Source organism: Pediococcus damnosus (genome assembly GCF_001611155.1).
Lineage (GTDB): Bacteria > Bacillota > Bacilli > Lactobacillales > Lactobacillaceae > Pediococcus > Pediococcus damnosus.
On the sequence record NZ_CP012294.1, the window covers coordinates 1,133,020 to 1,149,462 of the forward strand.

Sequence of the window (16,443 nt, forward strand, 5' to 3'; positions counted from 1 at the left end):
AGAAACAACAGAAGCAGTTGAAAAACAAGTTGTAACAAAAGCAGCAGATACAGTAACAGCACCAGTTGATGGACAACAGATCCCCGTAAATGAAGTGAGTGATCCAATTATGGCTCAAGAAACAATGGGAAAAAGTATTGCTATTAAACCAAATAATGATTCACCTGTTTTTTCACCAGTAAACGGTAAGGTAATGTTTGTTGCAGATACTAGTCATGCCATTGGATACACAAGTGACGCTGGTGAAGAAGTCTTAGTTCATATTGGAATTGATACAGTCAATTTGAAGGGAAAATACTTTGATTTGACTGTTAAACCGGGAGATGTGGTTACGCGTGGACAAATTGTTGGAAAAGTAGACTGGACAGCAGTTGCAAAAGCTGGGTATGATACAGTTACTTTAGCAATTATTACAAATAGTCAGGAGTTTACAATTGATAAACATTCTGATGAAACAAGTGTTGAAAAAGCAACAGTTGTTATGAATACCAATCCAGTCAGCTAGTAAGGTAGGCAAATCGTATGAAAAGTATCCTATTCTCTATTCACAAACAAATTGCATCATTTTCTAAGTCAGAGCGCAAAGTGGCTCAGTTTATTCTGGACAATCCTCAACAAGTGATTAGTATGAATGCAGATACTTTAGCCGACAAGGTGGGTGTTAGTGCAGCGACCGTTGTTAGATTAGCAAAGCTATTGAGTGCTGATGGGTTTCCTGGGGTAAAGATTCAACTTTCAGCTGAAACTAAAGTTGATGACAGCTTATATATGGAAGTAGATCCCAAGGACCCTTTGGATGTTGTTAAACAAAAAATGGAATTTAGAATTGGACATATGATTGAACAAACCAATATTACTTTAGATGATGATGCTGTTCATAGGGCGGCAAAACTAATTGATCAGGCCGATGATGTGTATACGTATGGGCTGGGTGCCTCTAGTATTGTAGCTGCAGATCTTCAGCAAAAGTTTATCCGGGTTGGCAAACCGGTTGTGCAAACAATGGACACGCATTTGATTGCGACAGGGATTGCAAAACCTGAAACGGTGTTGATTCTTATTTCAAATACTGGAGAGACTGTTGAAAGCCAGAAGTTAGCAGATATTGCTCATGAGCATGGAATACCAGTTATTACCATTACGCATAGCCGAAAGAGCTCATTGGCAAAAAAAAGTGACATTGTTTTGGTTCATGATGATAGTGAAGAAAATGAGAAACTCAGAACGGCTGCCACTACCTCCCTGATGGCGCAACTGTATGTAGTTGATCTGCTCTATTATTCATATCTTACAATGAATTTTAATGAAAACGCGGCAAAGATTAAGGAATCAAGCCATGTGATTCGTAAATATTTTAAATAAGCGAAATTTAAGAAACAGGCGTTACCGGCTAGTAGTGTAGTCGATAACGCCTGCTTTTAATTAATAGAATGGATAAAATTAAGTTAATAAATGATTGAACAAACCAAAAGTAGTCGATATAATTTTTGTGTGTCAAAAAATTGTCTTAACCTGATTTAAATAGTGAATTCTCGCCTTGTTCCATCTCCTTTTTTTGTTTATAATGGTGTGGAACACTTAATGTTTCACAATGGAGGAGCAAGATGAACCCAGAAGAGTTTCAACAGACACTTGCGACGAAGGGTATTAATTTATCTGAGACGCAAATGCAGCAATTTCATACATATTATAAATATTTGGTAGAAGTTAATGAACATGTGAATTTGACGGCAATTACGAGTCTTGAGGACGTTTATTTGAAGCATTTTTATGATTCGCTACTACCAGGAGTTCAAAATTCTGAATTATTTAAGCAACCAATCACGATTTGTGATATTGGTGCGGGAGCGGGATTTCCCTCAATTCCATTAAAAATTGTTTTTCCAGAATTACATGTGACCATCGTGGATTCTTTGAACAAGCGAATTACTTTTCTAAAGGAGTTAGTGGAAAAGTTACACTTAACAAATGTCACGCTCTGTCACGATCGGGCAGAAACTTTTGCCGCTCCTAAACTAGGACACCGGGAGTCCTTTGATCTTGTGACGGCCCGCGCAGTTGCCCGTTTGTCCGTTTTATCCGAGCTTTGTTTACCAGTGGTCAAAATTGGTGGCCAGATGTTGGCCTTGAAGGCGAGTCATACGGAAGACGAGCTTGCAGATGCCGGGAAAGCTATCCAAATTTTGGGTGGAAAACTAACTAAAGATGAGCACTTAGAATTACCCGTTTCAGGTGATGAGCGACATTTGGTTTGGATTGAAAAGATTCGAAAAACCCCAAACAAGTATCCACGTAAGCCTGGGACACCAAATCGCGAACCCATTGCCAGCCAGAAGAAAGAAGTTACCAAGCATGACAAGTAAAGCTAAGTCCACAATGGGCGCTGAAAAACTTTTGCGAGATGAGGATAGTAAACAGGTTGTGGAAATCAACCTCGACGATATTCGTCCCAATCCTTATCAACCGCGCCATAACTTTGATTCTAAAGCATTGCGGGAGCTCGCAAATTCTATTCAAGCGTCCGGAGTTTTTCAACCAATCATTGTGCGGCAACCAGTTTCAAAAGCTAATCAGTATGAACTGATCGCTGGAGAACGCCGTTATCGCGCGGCTAAAATGGCCGGTTTACATACAATTCCAGCCTTAATTAGTCAGTTGAATGATGCCGAAACGATGGAAGCAGCTGTGATTGAAAATTTACAGCGTGAGGATCTTACACCATTAGAAGAGGCCCAAGCTTATGATTCTTTGATGGCCAAGTTGAATTTTACGCAGGCTCAGGTTTCAGAAAAATTGGGTAAAAGTCGTCCGTACATTGCAAACTATTTACGCTTGTTACGATTACCGAAAACTATCAAGGATATGTTGCAGGCCGGTGATTTGTCAATGGGTCAGGCACGAACCTTGCTTGCTTTGAAGGATCGGCATAAACTAATCCCACTGGCCAAACAGGTTGTTTCTGAACATTTGACCGTTCGCCAATTGGAAAACTTGGTTAATCGACTGAATGAACAACAAGTATCAAAGAAAAAAGCGTTGACTAATACGCACAAGGAATCGCCGTATGTGCGTGAGATCGAAGAACAACTACAAGAAAAGTTTGGAACCAAGGCAGTTATTGATCAAAAGAATAAAGGTGGAAAGATCGAAATTAATTATGTTTCGAATGACGACCTAAATCGAATTTTAAATCTGTTGAACATTTCATTGGATTAAGAGGAGTTAAGAAAATGTATGATCTAAACGATATCGTCGAAATGAAAAAACCGCATGCTTGTCAGGCTAATGAATGGAAAGTTATCCGGATGGGAATGGATATTAAAATCAAGTGCATGAATTGTGGCCATATTGTCATGCTTTCTCGTCGGGACTTTGAACGAAAGTTAAAAAAGGTTTTGAAAAAAGCAGAAGATTAGGTTTCTAAGCTAAAGAAGTTTTGCAATCACAGCAAGTGTGTGATGTGAAACTTTTTTAATTTACTTTTTTTCAAATTAACGAAAAAAGGCTTAATAATCCGAAAATAGGTCCCAATTTTTACTAATCTAAAGGAGTTGCCTCTGTCCTTGAACGCGCTTTTTTGTTACTATATTACTATATACACTTAAATAAAAATTATTAAAAAGAAAGCGTGTGAAAAATGTCATTAACAGCAGGAATTGTTGGTTTACCAAACGTTGGAAAGTCAACTTTGTTTAATGCAATTACCAAAGCAGGAGCCGAAATGGCCAACTATCCATTTGCGACCATTGATTCAAACGTCGGAATGGTTGAAGTTCCCGATGCCCGCTTGGATCGGATTCAAGAAGTTGTGCCAGCTAAAAAGATTGTGCCAACCACCTTTGAATTTACTGATATTGCCGGAATTGTTAAAGGTGCCAGCAAGGGTGAGGGCTTAGGAAATAAATTTTTGGAAAATATTCGTCAGGTCGATGCGATTGTGCACGTTGTGCGGGCATTTGATGATGACGAAATCACAACGGTTTCTGGAAAAGTGGATCCAATTGAAGACATTCAAACAATTAACCTTGAGTTAAGTATTGCTGATTTGGATGCTGTTAACAAGCGACTTGGAAAAGTGCAACGGGCTGCTAAGGGCCGCGATAAGGATGCCTTGGCTGAGTTGGCTGTTCTTGAAAAAATCCAACCTGTTTTGGAAAGCGGTAAAGCGGTTCGTTCAATTGATTTCGATAAAGATGAATTAAAGATTGTGCGTAGTTTATTCTTATTAACTTCAAAGCCGGTTTTATATGTTGCAAACATTGCTGAAGATGATATGGCCGATCCTGAAAATTCAAAGTATTACAAGACAATTAAGGACTTTATTGCTAAAGACGATCCCAACGCTGAGGTTTTAGGAATTTCTGCTGAAACTGAAGAAGAAATTGCCGAACTTGAAGATGCTGATAAGAAAGACTTCTTAGAGGCTGAAGGAATCGAAGAACCTGGTTTAAACCGTCTAATTCGTTCTTCATACAAATTGTTAGGCTTGGAAACATTCTTCACAGCTGGTGGTCCTGAAACCCGCGCATGGACGTTTAAAAAGGGTATGACGGCCCCTCAATGTGCTGGAATTATTCATTCTGACTTTGAGCGCGGATTTATCCGAGCAGAAACAGTTTCGTTCGCTGATTTGGATGAAAAAGGTAGTATGCAGGCAGTTCGTGAGGCCGGCAAACTACGTTCAGAAGGTAAAGAATACGTTGTTCAAGATGGAGATATTATCGAATTCCGGTTCAACGTATAACTATTGTAGACAGAGGAGAGAAATCGCATATGAGTGAAGACAAGACAACGGAACGCAATGCCGGTAAGCAACAAGAACCTACTAAGAAACCTGCTGGCAAATCAAAACAAACATTCACCAAACGAAACGAAGATTTTATGTTCCGACTTAAAAGGGAACTTAAAACAAGTAAACTTTCAGATGAAAAGAAAAATGAGGCTCTCTTAGAAACCGAATCACGTTTACTAGAGGGTCAACTGAAGGGTGAAACTGCTAAACAAATTTATGGTACCCCCACTGACCGAGTTAAAGGGATCATTGCGGGGCCAAAAAAGGCACCAGTAGAAACAAAGTATTGGATGAAAGTTCTGGATAACAGCATGGTCTTTCTCATGATCTTCTCGTTGATGTTTGGAATTATGATGATTGCACAGCCAAAATCGATTGCTGAGCAACCTGGACCAGCAGGAATTACGGCTATGGTGGCAATTTCACTCATTGGTGGTGCATGTGCACCATTCTTAACGGATCGATTGCAACCAACTAGTAAGACAAAAGAACGCAGCTCGATTTGGAAAACAATCGCAATGGCAACAGGGATGATTTTGGTTTGGATGGTAGCCTACATGGCCTTCTCATCATTACCAGCAGCAGTAAATCCTGTGTTACCATATGAAGTTTACTTAGCAATGGCAGTAGCCCTTTTCTTTGTTCGCATGTGGTTCAAGCGTCGTTACCATCTTACCGGTGGGTTTTTAGGATAAAAACAAATTTTATATAAGCAAAATAGTCAGTCAGAAAGGTTAGGGATTTAATTATGTCCAATTGGGATACAAAGTTTGTGAAAAAAGGTTTAACTTTTGATGATGTGTTATTGATACCGGCAGAAAGTCATGTTTTACCAAATGAAACTGATTTATCGGTTCAACTAGCAGATAACATTAAGCTAAATATCCCGATTATTAGTGCCGGGATGGACACAGTGACCGAATCAGCGATGGCCATTTCAATGTCACGACAAGGTGGCATGGGTGTTATTCATAAGAATATGTCCATCGAAGATCAAGCAACGCAGATCTTGGAAGTTAAGGCAGCTGGTAAAGCAGATCCTAAAAAGAATCCGCATGCTTCAAGTGATGAAGACGGCCGGCCTTTGGTTGCTGCTGCAGTTGGTGTTACTAGTGATACTTTTGATCGGGCAAAAGCTTTATTGGATGCAGGCGCTGATGCGATTGTGATTGATACGGCTCATGGCCATTCAGCTGGTGTTTTGCGAAAGATTTCAGAGATTCGGACTCATTTCCCAGAAGCAACCCTGATTGCAGGAAATGTTGCAACTGGCGAAGGCACGAAAGCGTTGTTTGATGCAGGAGTTGATGTCGTTAAAGTGGGCATTGGTCCTGGATCAATTTGTACGACGCGGGTTGTGGCCGGAGTTGGCGTTCCTCAAATTACAGCGATTTATGATGCCGCTACGGTTGCCCGTGTGTACGGTAAACATATTATCGCAGATGGTGGAATCAAGTATTCCGGTGACATTGTAAAGGCATTAGCTGCCGGTGGAAACGCCGTAATGCTAGGAAGTATGTTATCAGGAACAGATGAAACACCTGGTAAAGTTATTGAAGATAATGGTAAAAAGTATAAGAGTTATCGCGGCATGGGCAGTGTGAGTGCAATGTCGAATGGTTCTGCAGATCGCTATTTTCAAGGTGGCGTGAATGAAGCTAACAAGTTGGTTCCTGAAGGGATTGAAGCCCGTGTGGAATATAAAGGTTCGGTTGAGGACATTATTTTCCAGATGATTGGTGGATTACGTTCTGGAATGGGCTATGTGGGTGCACCAACGATTGAGGCCTTGACGGAAAATGCCCAATTTGTCCAGATTACGAATGCGGGCTTGATAGAGTCCCATCCGCATGATGTACAAACGACAAAAGAGGCACCGAATTACAAAAAGTAGTGAGTGAGACAAGTTGGAAAAAAGAGAATCGTAAGCGTGACGGATGCGGGATCGCAATCCCGCGGGAGTCATGCTTACGATTCTCTTTTTGACTTGTCGAGCTGTCCTAAAAAGTAGTGAGTGGATTGAAACGATTAGACTTAGGGATATAAGGGCGTCGGTAGCGGGATTGTATCCCGCGGTTAGACGTGCTTATATCCCTAAGTCTGTTTCAAGGAGCTGTCCTAAAGTAGTGAGTGGATTGAAGCGTTAAGTCTCGGAAATATAAAAATGCTGTTAGTAGGATCGTAATCTCACGGTTAGGTATCTTTATATTCCTGAGGCTGCTTCAAGAAGTCGTCCTAAGAAAACAAAAAGGCCGTTATCCCAATCGATAGCGGTTTTTATATAATAAAAAAGAAGTCCATCAGCTTAACCAGAGACTTCGACAAAATTATTTTCTGTAATCAAATTTAGTTAACCGATTATTCAGTGCCAGAGAAAACCAAATGACTAGTGTTAGTAAAAGCCAGCAACCAGCGATGGTGATTAAAACAACACCGAAGAAAGCAAATCGGTTTGGAGCTTCGAAAAAACTAGTTACTAAGCCGTTTAGAATCGGCCGATGGGTCAATAAATCGATTGGAATTCCTAATATACTTAGGATAAGCATGGCTCCGATGAACAACATGCTCGCAAACATAGATCTTTTTACCATAAATAACTCCTCCCAATGATTATTATAGCATAAGTGCTTTGACATTAGAGCTGGCCAAATATGATATACTTTTTCTTGAAGCCTTATAGCGTGCAGCAAAATATTTTTGAGTAACAGAACTAAATTGTTTAGTAAAAGGAGAATCCAGCATGCAAATAACCCTTTATATTGTTTTCATGACTTTGGTTACTCTTTATGTCCTTATCAGCCTGATTCGAGCAATTAGGCGAAGAGGTTTCTTTAGCCTAGTGGTCTTGATTTGGTTTCTTGTTTTGGTGGCATTAGGAATTTCAGTTATAGGTGTGTACACCATTATTCAAGGTGTTACGATGCCAACTTAGTTTTCAAATCTTGGATTACAAAGACAAAACTTATAGGCGTATTCTTAACATTACTTAAAACATTGACGGATATAATTCCTTGTTGATGTTTTTTTTGCTACACTAAAGAAAATTGAGTTTATAAGGAGATTTCAAATAATGAAAATTTTAGTCGTTGATGATGATAAAGAAATCGTTGAACTCCTCGATATTTATATTAAAAATGAAGGTTATGAACCAGTTTCTGCATTTAATGGAAAAGAGGCACTCACAAAGTTACATACGGATTCAGACATTGGGCTGATGATTCTGGATGTGATGATGCCCGAAATGAGTGGGATTGAGGTTGTGCGTGAAGTTCGACGTGACTCCCAGATTCCAATTTTAATTCTTTCTGCTAAAACAGAAGATATGGATAAAATCAAAGGCCTGCTAACGGGTGCAGATGATTATGTAACCAAACCATTTAATCCGTTGGAGGTTATGGCCCGCGTCAAGTCACTACTTCGTCGGAGTCAAAATAAGATGAAGCAAGACGAGCCTGAAGTTTTAGACATTGGCCCTTTAACCATTAATAGTGATTCCCATGAGGTAAAAACTGTAACGGGTAAGTCTGTTCAGCTAACCGCTTTGGAATTTGGAATTTTATATTTATTGGCGAGTCATCCTAATCGGGTATTTTCAGCTGATGATATTTTTGAGCGGGTTTGGCAACAAGAAAGTATTATTTCGGCCAAAACCGTGATGGTCCATGTGAGCCATTTACGTGATAAAATTGAAGAAGCTACAGGCGGTGAAAAGGTAATCGAAACCGTTTGGGGCGTGGGTTACAAGATTGAGTCCCACTAAACGAGAGGTACAGAAAGTAAATGTTGAAATTAACTGTACGGGAAAAAAGTGAATTACTTGGTGAAGGATTTGTAACAGTTATTTTGTTACTCCTTTTGAACTTGTCGCTTTTAATTTTGCTAAATGAATTTATCCGTTCAAATCCTGGATTGGAACGGGGAATTTTTCAAATCAAAGAATCAATCACGATTGGCCCTAATAACTATCGGGTGTGGAGCTATCAAAATTTTTTCATCATCTTTATGATGTTTGTGGATATTTGGGTGGTCTACTGGCGATTGATGCGTCGGTTTAAACAAATGCAGTTGCGGCATATCATTAGTGAATTGCATTATATTGCGAACGGTCATTTTGATCATCGCATTCCGTTTACCTTGAAGGGTGATCATCAGCGAGTCGTTGATAGTGTGAATGCGTTGGTAGATTCGGTTATTGAATCGATGGATGAGGAACGCAAAATTGAGCAGTCGAAAGATGAATTGATCACGAATGTAAGTCATGATTTGCGGACGCCGCTGACTTCGATTATTGGATATTTAGGATTGATTGAAAACAAACAGTATAAAACTAAAGATGATGTGCTCAAATATACACATACGGCATTTTTAAAAGCCGAACAAATGAAATCTATGGTAGACGATTTGTTTGAATATATAAAGGTCCGTCAATCTACAACTAAAATGACGTTTAATGAGATTTCCGTGGAATCAATGTTGGAACAGCTGTCAGCTAGTTTTGAGTTGGAAGCCAAGAAAAAACAAATTGAAATTTCAGTTAAATCAACACCTAAATCCTTAAAAATTGAAGCGGATGCTGAAAAACTGGGCCGATTATTCAATAATTTGATAACCAATGCGTTGAAGTACGCAAATGGTGGCCGCCACATTTATTTGGAAGCCGAAAAAAAAGGCGACCAGGTTATTTTCAAAGTATCTAATGACGGGGAACAAATTCCAGAAAAATCAATCAGTCATTTGTTTGAGCGCTTTTATCGGGTAGAATCTTCAAGGTCCAAAGCAACCGGTGGAACCGGATTGGGATTGGCAATTGCTCAAAGTATTGTGGAATTACATCATGGAAAAATTCATGCGGAATCGAGCAAAAAGTTAACAAGTTTTATTATTGAATTACCTTTAAAACAAACTAAATCAAATAAACAACAAAACGGAAAGTAGTTCGCGATTGGATTTCTGTTGTAGGCGTAACTAGTGTTTTAAGTTGACCTAAACAGGCCGAAACGACTGGTTTGCGTTTTTTTGTTTGCAGAAATTAAAAAAAGTTTTGCGCAACTCACGTAGTTTGTTATATTCTTGTTATGAAAGGCGGCGTTTTGATGTTTAATAAGTGGAAACAAAAGCTCGCAATTATTTTTAGTATGATTTTAATGTTAAGCGCAATGGCACTAGCACCAGTTCAGGCTCAAGCAGCAAACGTCAATATTTCAGCCAAAGCAGGCATCGCTGTAGATGCACAAACGGGACAGATTTTATATTCAAAAAATAGTTCAAAAGTGCTGCCGATTGCTTCGATGTCAAAAATGCTTTCAATTTATATTATTTTAAAAAGTATTCATGAAGGAAAACTTAAGTGGGATCAGCGAGTTCATATCAGTGATAATGTGGCCAAGATTAGTCGGAACAAGGAGTTAACGAATGTTGTTTTAAATGCAAAGCGGACCTACACAGTTCGTGATTTGTATAAAGCATCGTTAATTTATTCTGCTAATGCGGCGGTGATTGCCTTAGGGGTTACCCAAGCGGGATCCTCCGAAAAATTTGTTAATGAAATGCGCTCACAAGTGAAAGCATGGGGGATCACAGACGCCAAAATTTATAATGCGGCAGGGTTAACAGAAGGCGAGGTTGGGACGGAAGCCTATCCTAATACCGCTAAATCGGCAGAAAATGAGATGTCAGCGAAAGATGTCGCCGTGGTGGCATCTAAACTGGTGAACGACTATCCTGAAGTTTTAAAGACAACTAAGGAAACCAATGCTTGGTTTGCGAAGGGAACCGATGATGCGATTGATATGACGACGCATAATGAAATGCTGTCGGGCAAAGATTATTATATGAAAGATTATAATGTGGATGGTTTGAAAACTGGAACCTCGAACAAGGCTGGCAACTGTTTTACGGGAACGGTTAATAAAAATGGAAGCCGAATTATCACGGTTGTAATGCATGCCAATGGGCGTAACAAAGCTGATGATCGGTTTGCCAATACTCAGACGATTATGAAAGAAGTCTATACTAACTTTAAACCGATCCGTTATAAAAAGGGTGCTCAGCTAAAGAAGGCCACATCGTTCAAGGTGCCAGAAGGAAAGACGACAACGGTAAAAGCAGGAATTAGTCAGCCAACAACGATTTGGGTGGCTAACAAGCAGTCAAAACAATCAATTAGGTTTACAAGCAAACAATCGAAAAAAGGACTCACAGCACCAGTAACGAAGAACCAGAAAATAGGAATTGCCACCGCTAAAGTTGACGGGAAAAGGATCACTTATTTACAGTCTGAGGATGCTAAGTTACAGGTACTCGCAAAGAAATCTGTCGAGAAGGCAAACATATTTGTGCGGATGTGGCGCTCAGTTGTAAGTGTATTTTAATATAGAGGAAACCAATGAAAAAAATCGAGTTTAAAATTGCTACGCAAGAAGATCTGCCATTTATTGTAAATGTATATAATCAAACGATTGCTGGACATACGGTGACTGCCACGTTAACGCCTGTGACGGTTGCTGAACGGCAGCCATGGTTTGATGCCCATAAACCTGATGAGCATCCAATTTGGTTGGCCTTTGTGGATGGTAAGCGAGCAGGCTGGGTAAGCTTGTCACCTTATCATCCTCGCGAGGCTTATCGAATTACAGCTGAAATCAGTATTTATATTGACCAGAGATTTAGACATTTAGGATTGGGTACGAAAATGGTCCAGTACGCTGAGCAGGCGGCTCCAAAATTAGGCCTCAAAAATATTGTGTGTTTAATTTTTGGCGCCAATTTACCCAGTTTAGGACTGTTTGAAAAGTTAGGGTATAAAACTTGGGGAACATTACCTAACGTGGCCTTACTTGCGGGAAAAATGATGGACTTGAAGATTTTAGGGAAAGCCATTCACTAATTTTGGCTGGTTATTCATGATTTATGCGAAAAACAGAAAAATGTTACTATTCAATATTGGTTGAAAATGTTAGAATTACTTCGCAGTGCTTTCTTGTATTTTCAGTAATTATGATCCAGTTTTGAAGATGTAATGGAGGAACAAATTGTGAAACAGATTGAAAATGGACCACAATGGCGGGTGACGCTCAAAGAAGTCTGGCCGCTGTGCTTGAGTTACATACCAATTGGACTAGCTTGTGGCATTCTTTTACATACTTCTGGTTTTAATACGATCTTGACCGGGTTAGTATCCATTTTCGTATTTTCGGGTGGTGCGCAATTTATGATTGCTCAGATGTTAACCACAACCGCACCGATCCTGACCATTGTGTTAATGCTATTTTTCCTTGAGTTACGGTATGCTTTGTTGGGTTCCAGTTTGGCAGGCTATTTAAAGGGCCAAAATAATCGCTTTTTATTTTTCTTTGCAATTTCAATGAATGATGAAAACTACGCAATAAATTATTTGAAATTTGTAACGGATCGTAATTGGACACCAAAAGATGCGCTGCAAGTTGAGCACTGGTCATTGTTAGTGTGGACCATTGCAAATGTCGTTGGTAGTTTAATTGGAAGTGCGGTTTCAATTGACCTAACGGTAGTTAACTTTGCATTAACAGCATTGTTCTTGTATATGATTGTGATGCAACTTAAAACCCGGCTTATTTTATTGATTTCAGTAGTTGCTGGAGTATTGTCGGCTGTCTTTATGATGCTGACCAAGAGTACATTAGGTTTAGTTATCTCAACTTTGATTGCATCTTTCTTAGGTTTCATGATCGAAGGCTATGTAAAAAAACGCTGGCCAAACAGTCATTTGTTGTATAAGATCCATGATCCATCGGGGCAACCAGAGGTGGATAAGGAAGATATCGATATTTAGAGTGTTTCAAAGAGCGTTTAGCTTTTGAACATAGCCTAGTTTAACAAATGATCCACGGTTCTTAGTGGGTCGTTTGTTAAACGTAGCTAAGCGGAGAAAGCTGCGACTTGTACTTGCCGATTTTTGGCTTAGTGCAATCGACATCGACACGGAGGTTAGTGCTCTTTTAAACACGTTTCGGATAGATTTATGACTTCACAGTAAAGGAAAATTCTTAGCCAAGAGCGCTAAGAATCTTGCATGTTTCGGACGATGACCATTCTTGTGGCCCACAGTTCGGGCCGCAAGAACTGGCACTACTTCACAGTAAAGGAAAATTCTTAGCCAAGGGCGCTAAGAATCTTGCATGTTTCGGACGATGACCATTCTTGTGGCCACAGTTCGGGCCGCAAGAACTGGCACTACTTCAGGAGATTGTGATATGAATTATAGTACAACTGACCATTTGTTAATTGTTATTTTAGGTTTCTTTGTCGCACTTGGTCCGCGATACATACCGATTCTTTTCTTTTCAAATCGGAAAATCCCAGATTGGTTTAATAACTGGATGAAATATGTTCCGGTCTCTTTGTTTACTGCAATTGTGGTCAAAGATCTCTTTATTTCAAATTCCTATAAGTTTGTGATTTCTGGAAAACTTGATTTGATTTTAGCCTCATTAATTGTCATTGTTATTTCCTACTGGACACGGTCGATGGCACTCTCTGTGGTGTTTGGACTTGTGTCGGTCATTTTGCTATCGATGGTTATGTAAATGTAAATAAGAACTTTAAAATGTGCAGAACCAGATTGACATCCATTAAGGATGTCAATCTGGTTCTTTTTAAATTTGTGGGCCAGCGTTTAAGTTGACGGTTAGTTCTCTTCTCTGTGATAATTCTAAATATGATAATTTTTTATTTATGATTGTACGTAGCCATTCTTAAGGAGGACTCCGCAATGTATTCACAGCATCGTCATGACATACTTGAACAACTAGAAACTTCGCGCCACGATGGTTTAACAACTGAGGTGGCTAATGCTAGGCTCAAAAAATATGGGCTAAATGAAATGCAACATGAGCAACAAGAACCGGGCTGGAAAGTTTTTTTAAAGTCTTTGACAGAACCGATTATTATTATTTTATGGATTGCAATTGCTTTAACATTAATTAGTGCAAGTTATGATTTTCTTGTCAGAAATGATTTCGATCATGGCATGTCGGCGATCTACGAAGGGCTCGTTATTTTAATTGTAATTTTGGTTAATTCCAGCCTGACTTACTGGCAAAAATCGACGGCTAAAAAATCGCTAGATGCCTTGAGTTCGGACTCACGTCATCAATCAAATGTTTTACGTGATGAAACATGGCAAAAAATCGATGCTGATCAACTAGTTCCCGGTGATATTGTGGATGTTAAAATGGGCGATTTCATCGAAGCTGATTTACGCTGGCTTTCGGTAAATGAACTCCAAGTGAATGAATCTCATTTAACTGGTGAAGCCGAGGCTGTTGAGAAAACACGTGATTCCTTACCTGAGGACACCGAGCTGGGCGATCGAACCAACATGGGATTTTCTGGGTCAACAGTAGTTAATGGAAGTGGTATCGGAGTGGTGACTGCCACTGGGATGCAGACTGAATTAGGTAAAATTGCTGACTTATTACAGCAAACTAAACAAGAAAAAACACCAATTGAACGAACAGTGAGTCAATTAACAAAACGATTGATGGTGGCAGCCGCAGGGGTGGTCGTTGTGGCAATCACGTTTGATTTGGTTAAAGAGTATCTTAATACAAATACAATTTCGGTCACTGGATTAATGAATAGTATTTCTGGTGCCATTGCGTTGGCAGTCGCTGCGATTCCTGATTCAATGCCAGTAGTGCTTTCAATTGTTTTAACGATTGGGGCACGTTCGTTAGCCCGCAATAATGGACTAATTAAGTCACTGAGTAGTGTGGAGACCCTTGGAGCGACGACTTTTATTGCATCTGATAAAACGGGAACGTTGACTAAAAATGAGATGACAGTTACTCGTTTCTTTTCCAATGGGGTTAACTTTGCGGTCGATGGCAATGGGTATGATCCAGTTGGGGAAATTCATTCAGTTAAAGATGGTAAAAATGTACAAGAATCTGATTTTACGCCATTCTTACAAAGCGCTGTTTTGAATAATGAGGCTCAGATTCAGCGTAATGATGCAGACAATTACGAACCGTTGGGTAATCCGACTGATGTGGCTTTGATTGTGTTAGGTCGTAAAGCAAAAATATCACGAGATAAACTGTTGAGTGAGACTGGTGAAAAAGATTGTGATATTCTTCGCGTATTTCCGTTTGAGAGTACGCGTAAAATGATGAGTACCATTATCAAAATTGGTGATGAATATCAAATTCTTACTAAAGGCGCTCCGGATGTTATCATGCAACATACTAAGGACGCTATGTTTAATAATAAGTTGGTTTCAATTAGTGAAGCAAAAGAAACACTGGAAAAACAAGTTTCGGATTATGCCAATGATGCACTGCGAACTATTGCAGTTGCCAAAAGAGATTTAACTAAGGATGAGGCGCTTAACGGCACGCAAACAGATTTAGAGAAAAAGCTTACTGTATTGGGGATTGTGGGGATTATTGATCCACCAAGACCAGAAGTGAAAAAATCGATCGCTGTTTTGCATAAAGCATCAGTTGAAGTAGTTATGATTACGGGTGATCATGCGGCCACGGCCCGTGCCATTGCTTATCGACTTGGACTTGTAAAAGATAAAGAAGGCCGCGTGGTTGAAGGTTATGAAATCGAAAAAATGTCTGATGATGAGCTGTTTGAATTGGTACCCGATATTCGAGTTTACGCGCGGGTGTCACCAGAACATAAACAGCGCATTATTAAAGCACTGCAAAAGCATAACGAAATTGTTGCCATGACAGGGGATGGTGTGAATGATGCACCTGCTTTGCGCGCTGCTGACATTGGTATTGCCATGGGCATTAATGGGACTGAGGTAACAAAGGATTCAGCCGATCTTATTTTGATGGATGATAAATTTACAACGATTGAAAAGTCAGTTTCGGCTGGACGGACAATTTTTGCAAACATCAAAAATTTTATGCGTCAAGAACTGACCACCAACGTCGCAGAAGTGCTATCCATTTTGCTGGGAACCTTTTTAATTACACAACCGATTGGCCATGTTTCCGAACTAACGCCAACTTTAACTACAATCATGGTTCTGTGGGTTAATATGATCAGCGATTCCTTGCCTTCGTTTGCAATGGGGTATGATGAACCGGAACATGATATCATGGCGGAGAAACCTCGCGATGTGAACCAATCTTTACTAGCTAATCATCTTTTGTCACGCGTTTTAATTCGTGGTTTTGTGATGGGACTTGCCGTGTTTGTGGCTTTTTACTGGGCTGCTAGTGCTGGTTTGCAAACGAACGAGGCTCAAACAATTGCTTTCCTTACGTTAGTATTTGGGCAGTTATGGCATGCGTTTGATGCGCGAAGTGCGCACACGTTATTTAGACGGAATCCATTTAGTAACATGTATTTAATTGCCGCAGTTTTATTTGCGGGAATTTCATCGCTTTCAATTACGATGTTGCCATTCTTTAATATGTTGATGGGAACGAGTCCCCTTACTTGGGAATTGTATCTTGCCGTTATTTTCTTACCTGCCATTCCGACGTTTGTATTGTCAGGATTGAAGGAAATATTTGGGATTAAGATTTGGTGATATACGGGAAGCTAGTAAGTAAACAATTTAATTTAAATAAGAACAACTTGGGACAGGATTAGTAGTTAAACGACGGCTAATTCTGTTTTTTGTGGTGTAATTGGCGATTGTAGAA

General features: G+C 39.7%; 18 protein-coding genes. 16 read left to right on the forward strand and 2 right to left on the reverse strand.

Annotation, left to right across the window (positions count from 1 at the left end; translation table 11 throughout):
• Positions 1-109 precede the first annotated feature (109 nt).
• The 8 genes from ADU73_RS10595 (at position 110) to guaB (ending at position 6,686) form a co-directional block, all read left to right on the forward strand.
• The gene (locus ADU73_RS10595) at positions 110-505 is read left to right on the forward strand and encodes a PTS sugar transporter subunit IIA (RefSeq protein ID WP_236699003.1); all 396 of its coding nucleotides are present in this window, start codon (positions 110-112) and stop codon (positions 503-505) included.
• A gap of 17 nt (positions 506-522) precedes the next feature.
• Positions 523-1,362: a MurR/RpiR family transcriptional regulator gene (locus ADU73_RS05425; RefSeq protein WP_062913253.1), complete on the forward strand. Its 840-nt coding sequence runs from the start codon at positions 523-525 to the stop codon at positions 1,360-1,362.
• Between the two features lie 242 nt (positions 1,363-1,604).
• Entirely contained in the window at positions 1,605-2,363 is a 759-nt protein-coding gene (gene rsmG / locus ADU73_RS05430; RefSeq protein WP_046870921.1) for a 16S rRNA (guanine(527)-N(7))-methyltransferase RsmG, read from the forward strand.
• A 13-nt stretch (positions 2,364-2,376) separates the two neighbouring features.
• Positions 2,377-3,216, forward strand: coding sequence for a ParB/RepB/Spo0J family partition protein (locus tag ADU73_RS05435; protein WP_226996057.1), 840 nt, complete (start codon positions 2,377-2,379; stop codon positions 3,214-3,216).
• 14 nt (positions 3,217-3,230) lie between these two features.
• Positions 3,231-3,416, forward strand: coding sequence for a DUF951 domain-containing protein (locus ADU73_RS05440; RefSeq protein ID WP_046870922.1), 186 nt, complete (start codon positions 3,231-3,233; stop codon positions 3,414-3,416).
• A gap of 221 nt (positions 3,417-3,637) precedes the next feature.
• Complete coding sequence (gene ychF / locus ADU73_RS05445; RefSeq protein ID WP_062913255.1) at positions 3,638-4,744, forward strand: redox-regulated ATPase YchF; 1,107 nt, start codon at positions 3,638-3,640, stop codon at positions 4,742-4,744.
• 29 nt (positions 4,745-4,773) lie between these two features.
• Positions 4,774-5,487 (forward strand): DUF1129 domain-containing protein, encoded by a 714-nt coding sequence (locus ADU73_RS05450; RefSeq protein WP_046870924.1) that lies wholly within the window; start codon positions 4,774-4,776, stop codon positions 5,485-5,487.
• A gap of 53 nt (positions 5,488-5,540) precedes the next feature.
• The gene (gene guaB, locus ADU73_RS05455; protein ID WP_046870925.1) at positions 5,541-6,686 is read left to right on the forward strand and encodes an IMP dehydrogenase; all 1,146 of its coding nucleotides are present in this window, start codon (positions 5,541-5,543) and stop codon (positions 6,684-6,686) included.
• A gap of 433 nt (positions 6,687-7,119) precedes the next feature.
• Here the strand turns inward: guaB and ADU73_RS05460 are convergent, their stop codons facing one another.
• The gene (locus ADU73_RS05460) at positions 7,120-7,383 is read right to left on the reverse strand and encodes a hypothetical protein (RefSeq protein ID WP_046870926.1); all 264 of its coding nucleotides are present in this window, start codon (positions 7,381-7,383) and stop codon (positions 7,120-7,122) included.
• Between the two features lie 149 nt (positions 7,384-7,532).
• Here ADU73_RS05460 and ADU73_RS05465 point away from each other — a divergent pair, with 149 nt between their 5' ends.
• The 6 genes from ADU73_RS05465 to ADU73_RS05490 all read left to right on the forward strand — a co-directional run bounded on the left by ADU73_RS05465 (position 7,533) and on the right by ADU73_RS05490 (position 12,602).
• The gene (locus ADU73_RS05465) at positions 7,533-7,724 is read left to right on the forward strand and encodes a hypothetical protein (protein WP_046870927.1); all 192 of its coding nucleotides are present in this window, start codon (positions 7,533-7,535) and stop codon (positions 7,722-7,724) included.
• Between the two features lie 138 nt (positions 7,725-7,862).
• On the forward strand, positions 7,863-8,552 hold the full coding sequence (gene croR / locus ADU73_RS05470; protein WP_062913256.1) for a response regulator transcription factor CroR: 690 nt from the start codon (positions 7,863-7,865) through the stop codon (positions 8,550-8,552).
• A gap of 23 nt (positions 8,553-8,575) precedes the next feature.
• Positions 8,576-9,727 (forward strand): sensor histidine kinase, encoded by a 1,152-nt coding sequence (locus ADU73_RS05475; RefSeq protein WP_062913457.1) that lies wholly within the window; start codon positions 8,576-8,578, stop codon positions 9,725-9,727.
• A gap of 158 nt (positions 9,728-9,885) precedes the next feature.
• Positions 9,886-11,163, forward strand: a complete 1,278-nt coding sequence (locus tag ADU73_RS05480; protein WP_056985970.1) for a D-alanyl-D-alanine carboxypeptidase family protein — start codon at positions 9,886-9,888, stop codon at positions 11,161-11,163.
• 14 nt (positions 11,164-11,177) lie between these two features.
• Positions 11,178-11,678 (forward strand): GNAT family N-acetyltransferase, encoded by a 501-nt coding sequence (locus ADU73_RS05485; RefSeq protein ID WP_062913257.1) that lies wholly within the window; start codon positions 11,178-11,180, stop codon positions 11,676-11,678.
• A gap of 132 nt (positions 11,679-11,810) precedes the next feature.
• Positions 11,811-12,602: an AzlC family ABC transporter permease gene (locus tag ADU73_RS05490; RefSeq protein ID WP_062913258.1), complete on the forward strand. Its 792-nt coding sequence runs from the start codon at positions 11,811-11,813 to the stop codon at positions 12,600-12,602.
• A gap of 6 nt (positions 12,603-12,608) precedes the next feature.
• On the opposite strand, the gene ADU73_RS10510 is transcribed toward ADU73_RS05490, so the two are convergent.
• Positions 12,609-12,746: a hypothetical protein gene (locus ADU73_RS10510; RefSeq protein WP_158509298.1), complete on the reverse strand. Its 138-nt coding sequence runs from the start codon at positions 12,744-12,746 to the stop codon at positions 12,609-12,611.
• Positions 12,747-13,023: 277 nt separating this feature from the next.
• Here ADU73_RS10510 and ADU73_RS05495 point away from each other — a divergent pair, with 277 nt between their 5' ends.
• Both ADU73_RS05495 and ADU73_RS05500 read left to right on the forward strand, forming a co-directional pair.
• Positions 13,024-13,356, forward strand: coding sequence for an AzlD domain-containing protein (locus ADU73_RS05495; protein ID WP_046870941.1), 333 nt, complete (start codon positions 13,024-13,026; stop codon positions 13,354-13,356).
• Between the two features lie 185 nt (positions 13,357-13,541).
• Positions 13,542-16,328, forward strand: a complete 2,787-nt coding sequence (locus ADU73_RS05500) for a cation-translocating P-type ATPase (protein ID WP_046870932.1) — start codon at positions 13,542-13,544, stop codon at positions 16,326-16,328.
• The last annotated feature ends 115 nt before the right edge of the window (positions 16,329-16,443 follow it).

What these genes read in the sequence shown, in the direction of transcription:
- ADU73_RS10595 (WP_236699003.1), top strand. Translation starts at nt 110, where the DNA reads ATGGCTCAAGAAACAATGGGAAAAAGTATTGCTATTAAACCAAATAAT.
- ADU73_RS05425 (WP_062913253.1), top strand. Translation starts at nt 523, where the DNA reads ATGAAAAGTATCCTATTCTCTATTCACAAACAAATTGCATCATTTTCT.
- rsmG (WP_046870921.1), top strand. Translation starts at nt 1,605, where the DNA reads ATGAACCCAGAAGAGTTTCAACAGACACTTGCGACGAAGGGTATTAAT.
- ADU73_RS05435 (WP_226996057.1), top strand. Translation starts at nt 2,377, where the DNA reads ATGGGCGCTGAAAAACTTTTGCGAGATGAGGATAGTAAACAGGTTGTG.
- ADU73_RS05440 (WP_046870922.1), top strand. Translation starts at nt 3,231, where the DNA reads ATGTATGATCTAAACGATATCGTCGAAATGAAAAAACCGCATGCTTGT.
- ychF (WP_062913255.1), top strand. Translation starts at nt 3,638, where the DNA reads ATGTCATTAACAGCAGGAATTGTTGGTTTACCAAACGTTGGAAAGTCA.
- ADU73_RS05450 (WP_046870924.1), top strand. Translation starts at nt 4,774, where the DNA reads ATGAGTGAAGACAAGACAACGGAACGCAATGCCGGTAAGCAACAAGAA.
- guaB (WP_046870925.1), top strand. Translation starts at nt 5,541, where the DNA reads ATGTCCAATTGGGATACAAAGTTTGTGAAAAAAGGTTTAACTTTTGAT.
- ADU73_RS05460 (WP_046870926.1), bottom strand. Translation starts at nt 7,383, where the DNA reads ATGGTAAAAAGATCTATGTTTGCGAGCATGTTGTTCATCGGAGCCATG.
- ADU73_RS05465 (WP_046870927.1), top strand. Translation starts at nt 7,533, where the DNA reads ATGCAAATAACCCTTTATATTGTTTTCATGACTTTGGTTACTCTTTAT.
- croR (WP_062913256.1), top strand. Translation starts at nt 7,863, where the DNA reads ATGAAAATTTTAGTCGTTGATGATGATAAAGAAATCGTTGAACTCCTC.
- ADU73_RS05480 (WP_056985970.1), top strand. Translation starts at nt 9,886, where the DNA reads ATGTTTAATAAGTGGAAACAAAAGCTCGCAATTATTTTTAGTATGATT.
- ADU73_RS05485 (WP_062913257.1), top strand. Translation starts at nt 11,178, where the DNA reads ATGAAAAAAATCGAGTTTAAAATTGCTACGCAAGAAGATCTGCCATTT.
- ADU73_RS05490 (WP_062913258.1), top strand. Translation starts at nt 11,811, where the DNA reads ATGGAGGAACAAATTGTGAAACAGATTGAAAATGGACCACAATGGCGG.
- ADU73_RS10510 (WP_158509298.1), bottom strand. Translation starts at nt 12,746, where the DNA reads ATGTCGATTGCACTAAGCCAAAAATCGGCAAGTACAAGTCGCAGCTTT.
- ADU73_RS05495 (WP_046870941.1), top strand. Translation starts at nt 13,024, where the DNA reads ATGAATTATAGTACAACTGACCATTTGTTAATTGTTATTTTAGGTTTC.
- ADU73_RS05500 (WP_046870932.1), top strand. Translation starts at nt 13,542, where the DNA reads ATGTATTCACAGCATCGTCATGACATACTTGAACAACTAGAAACTTCG.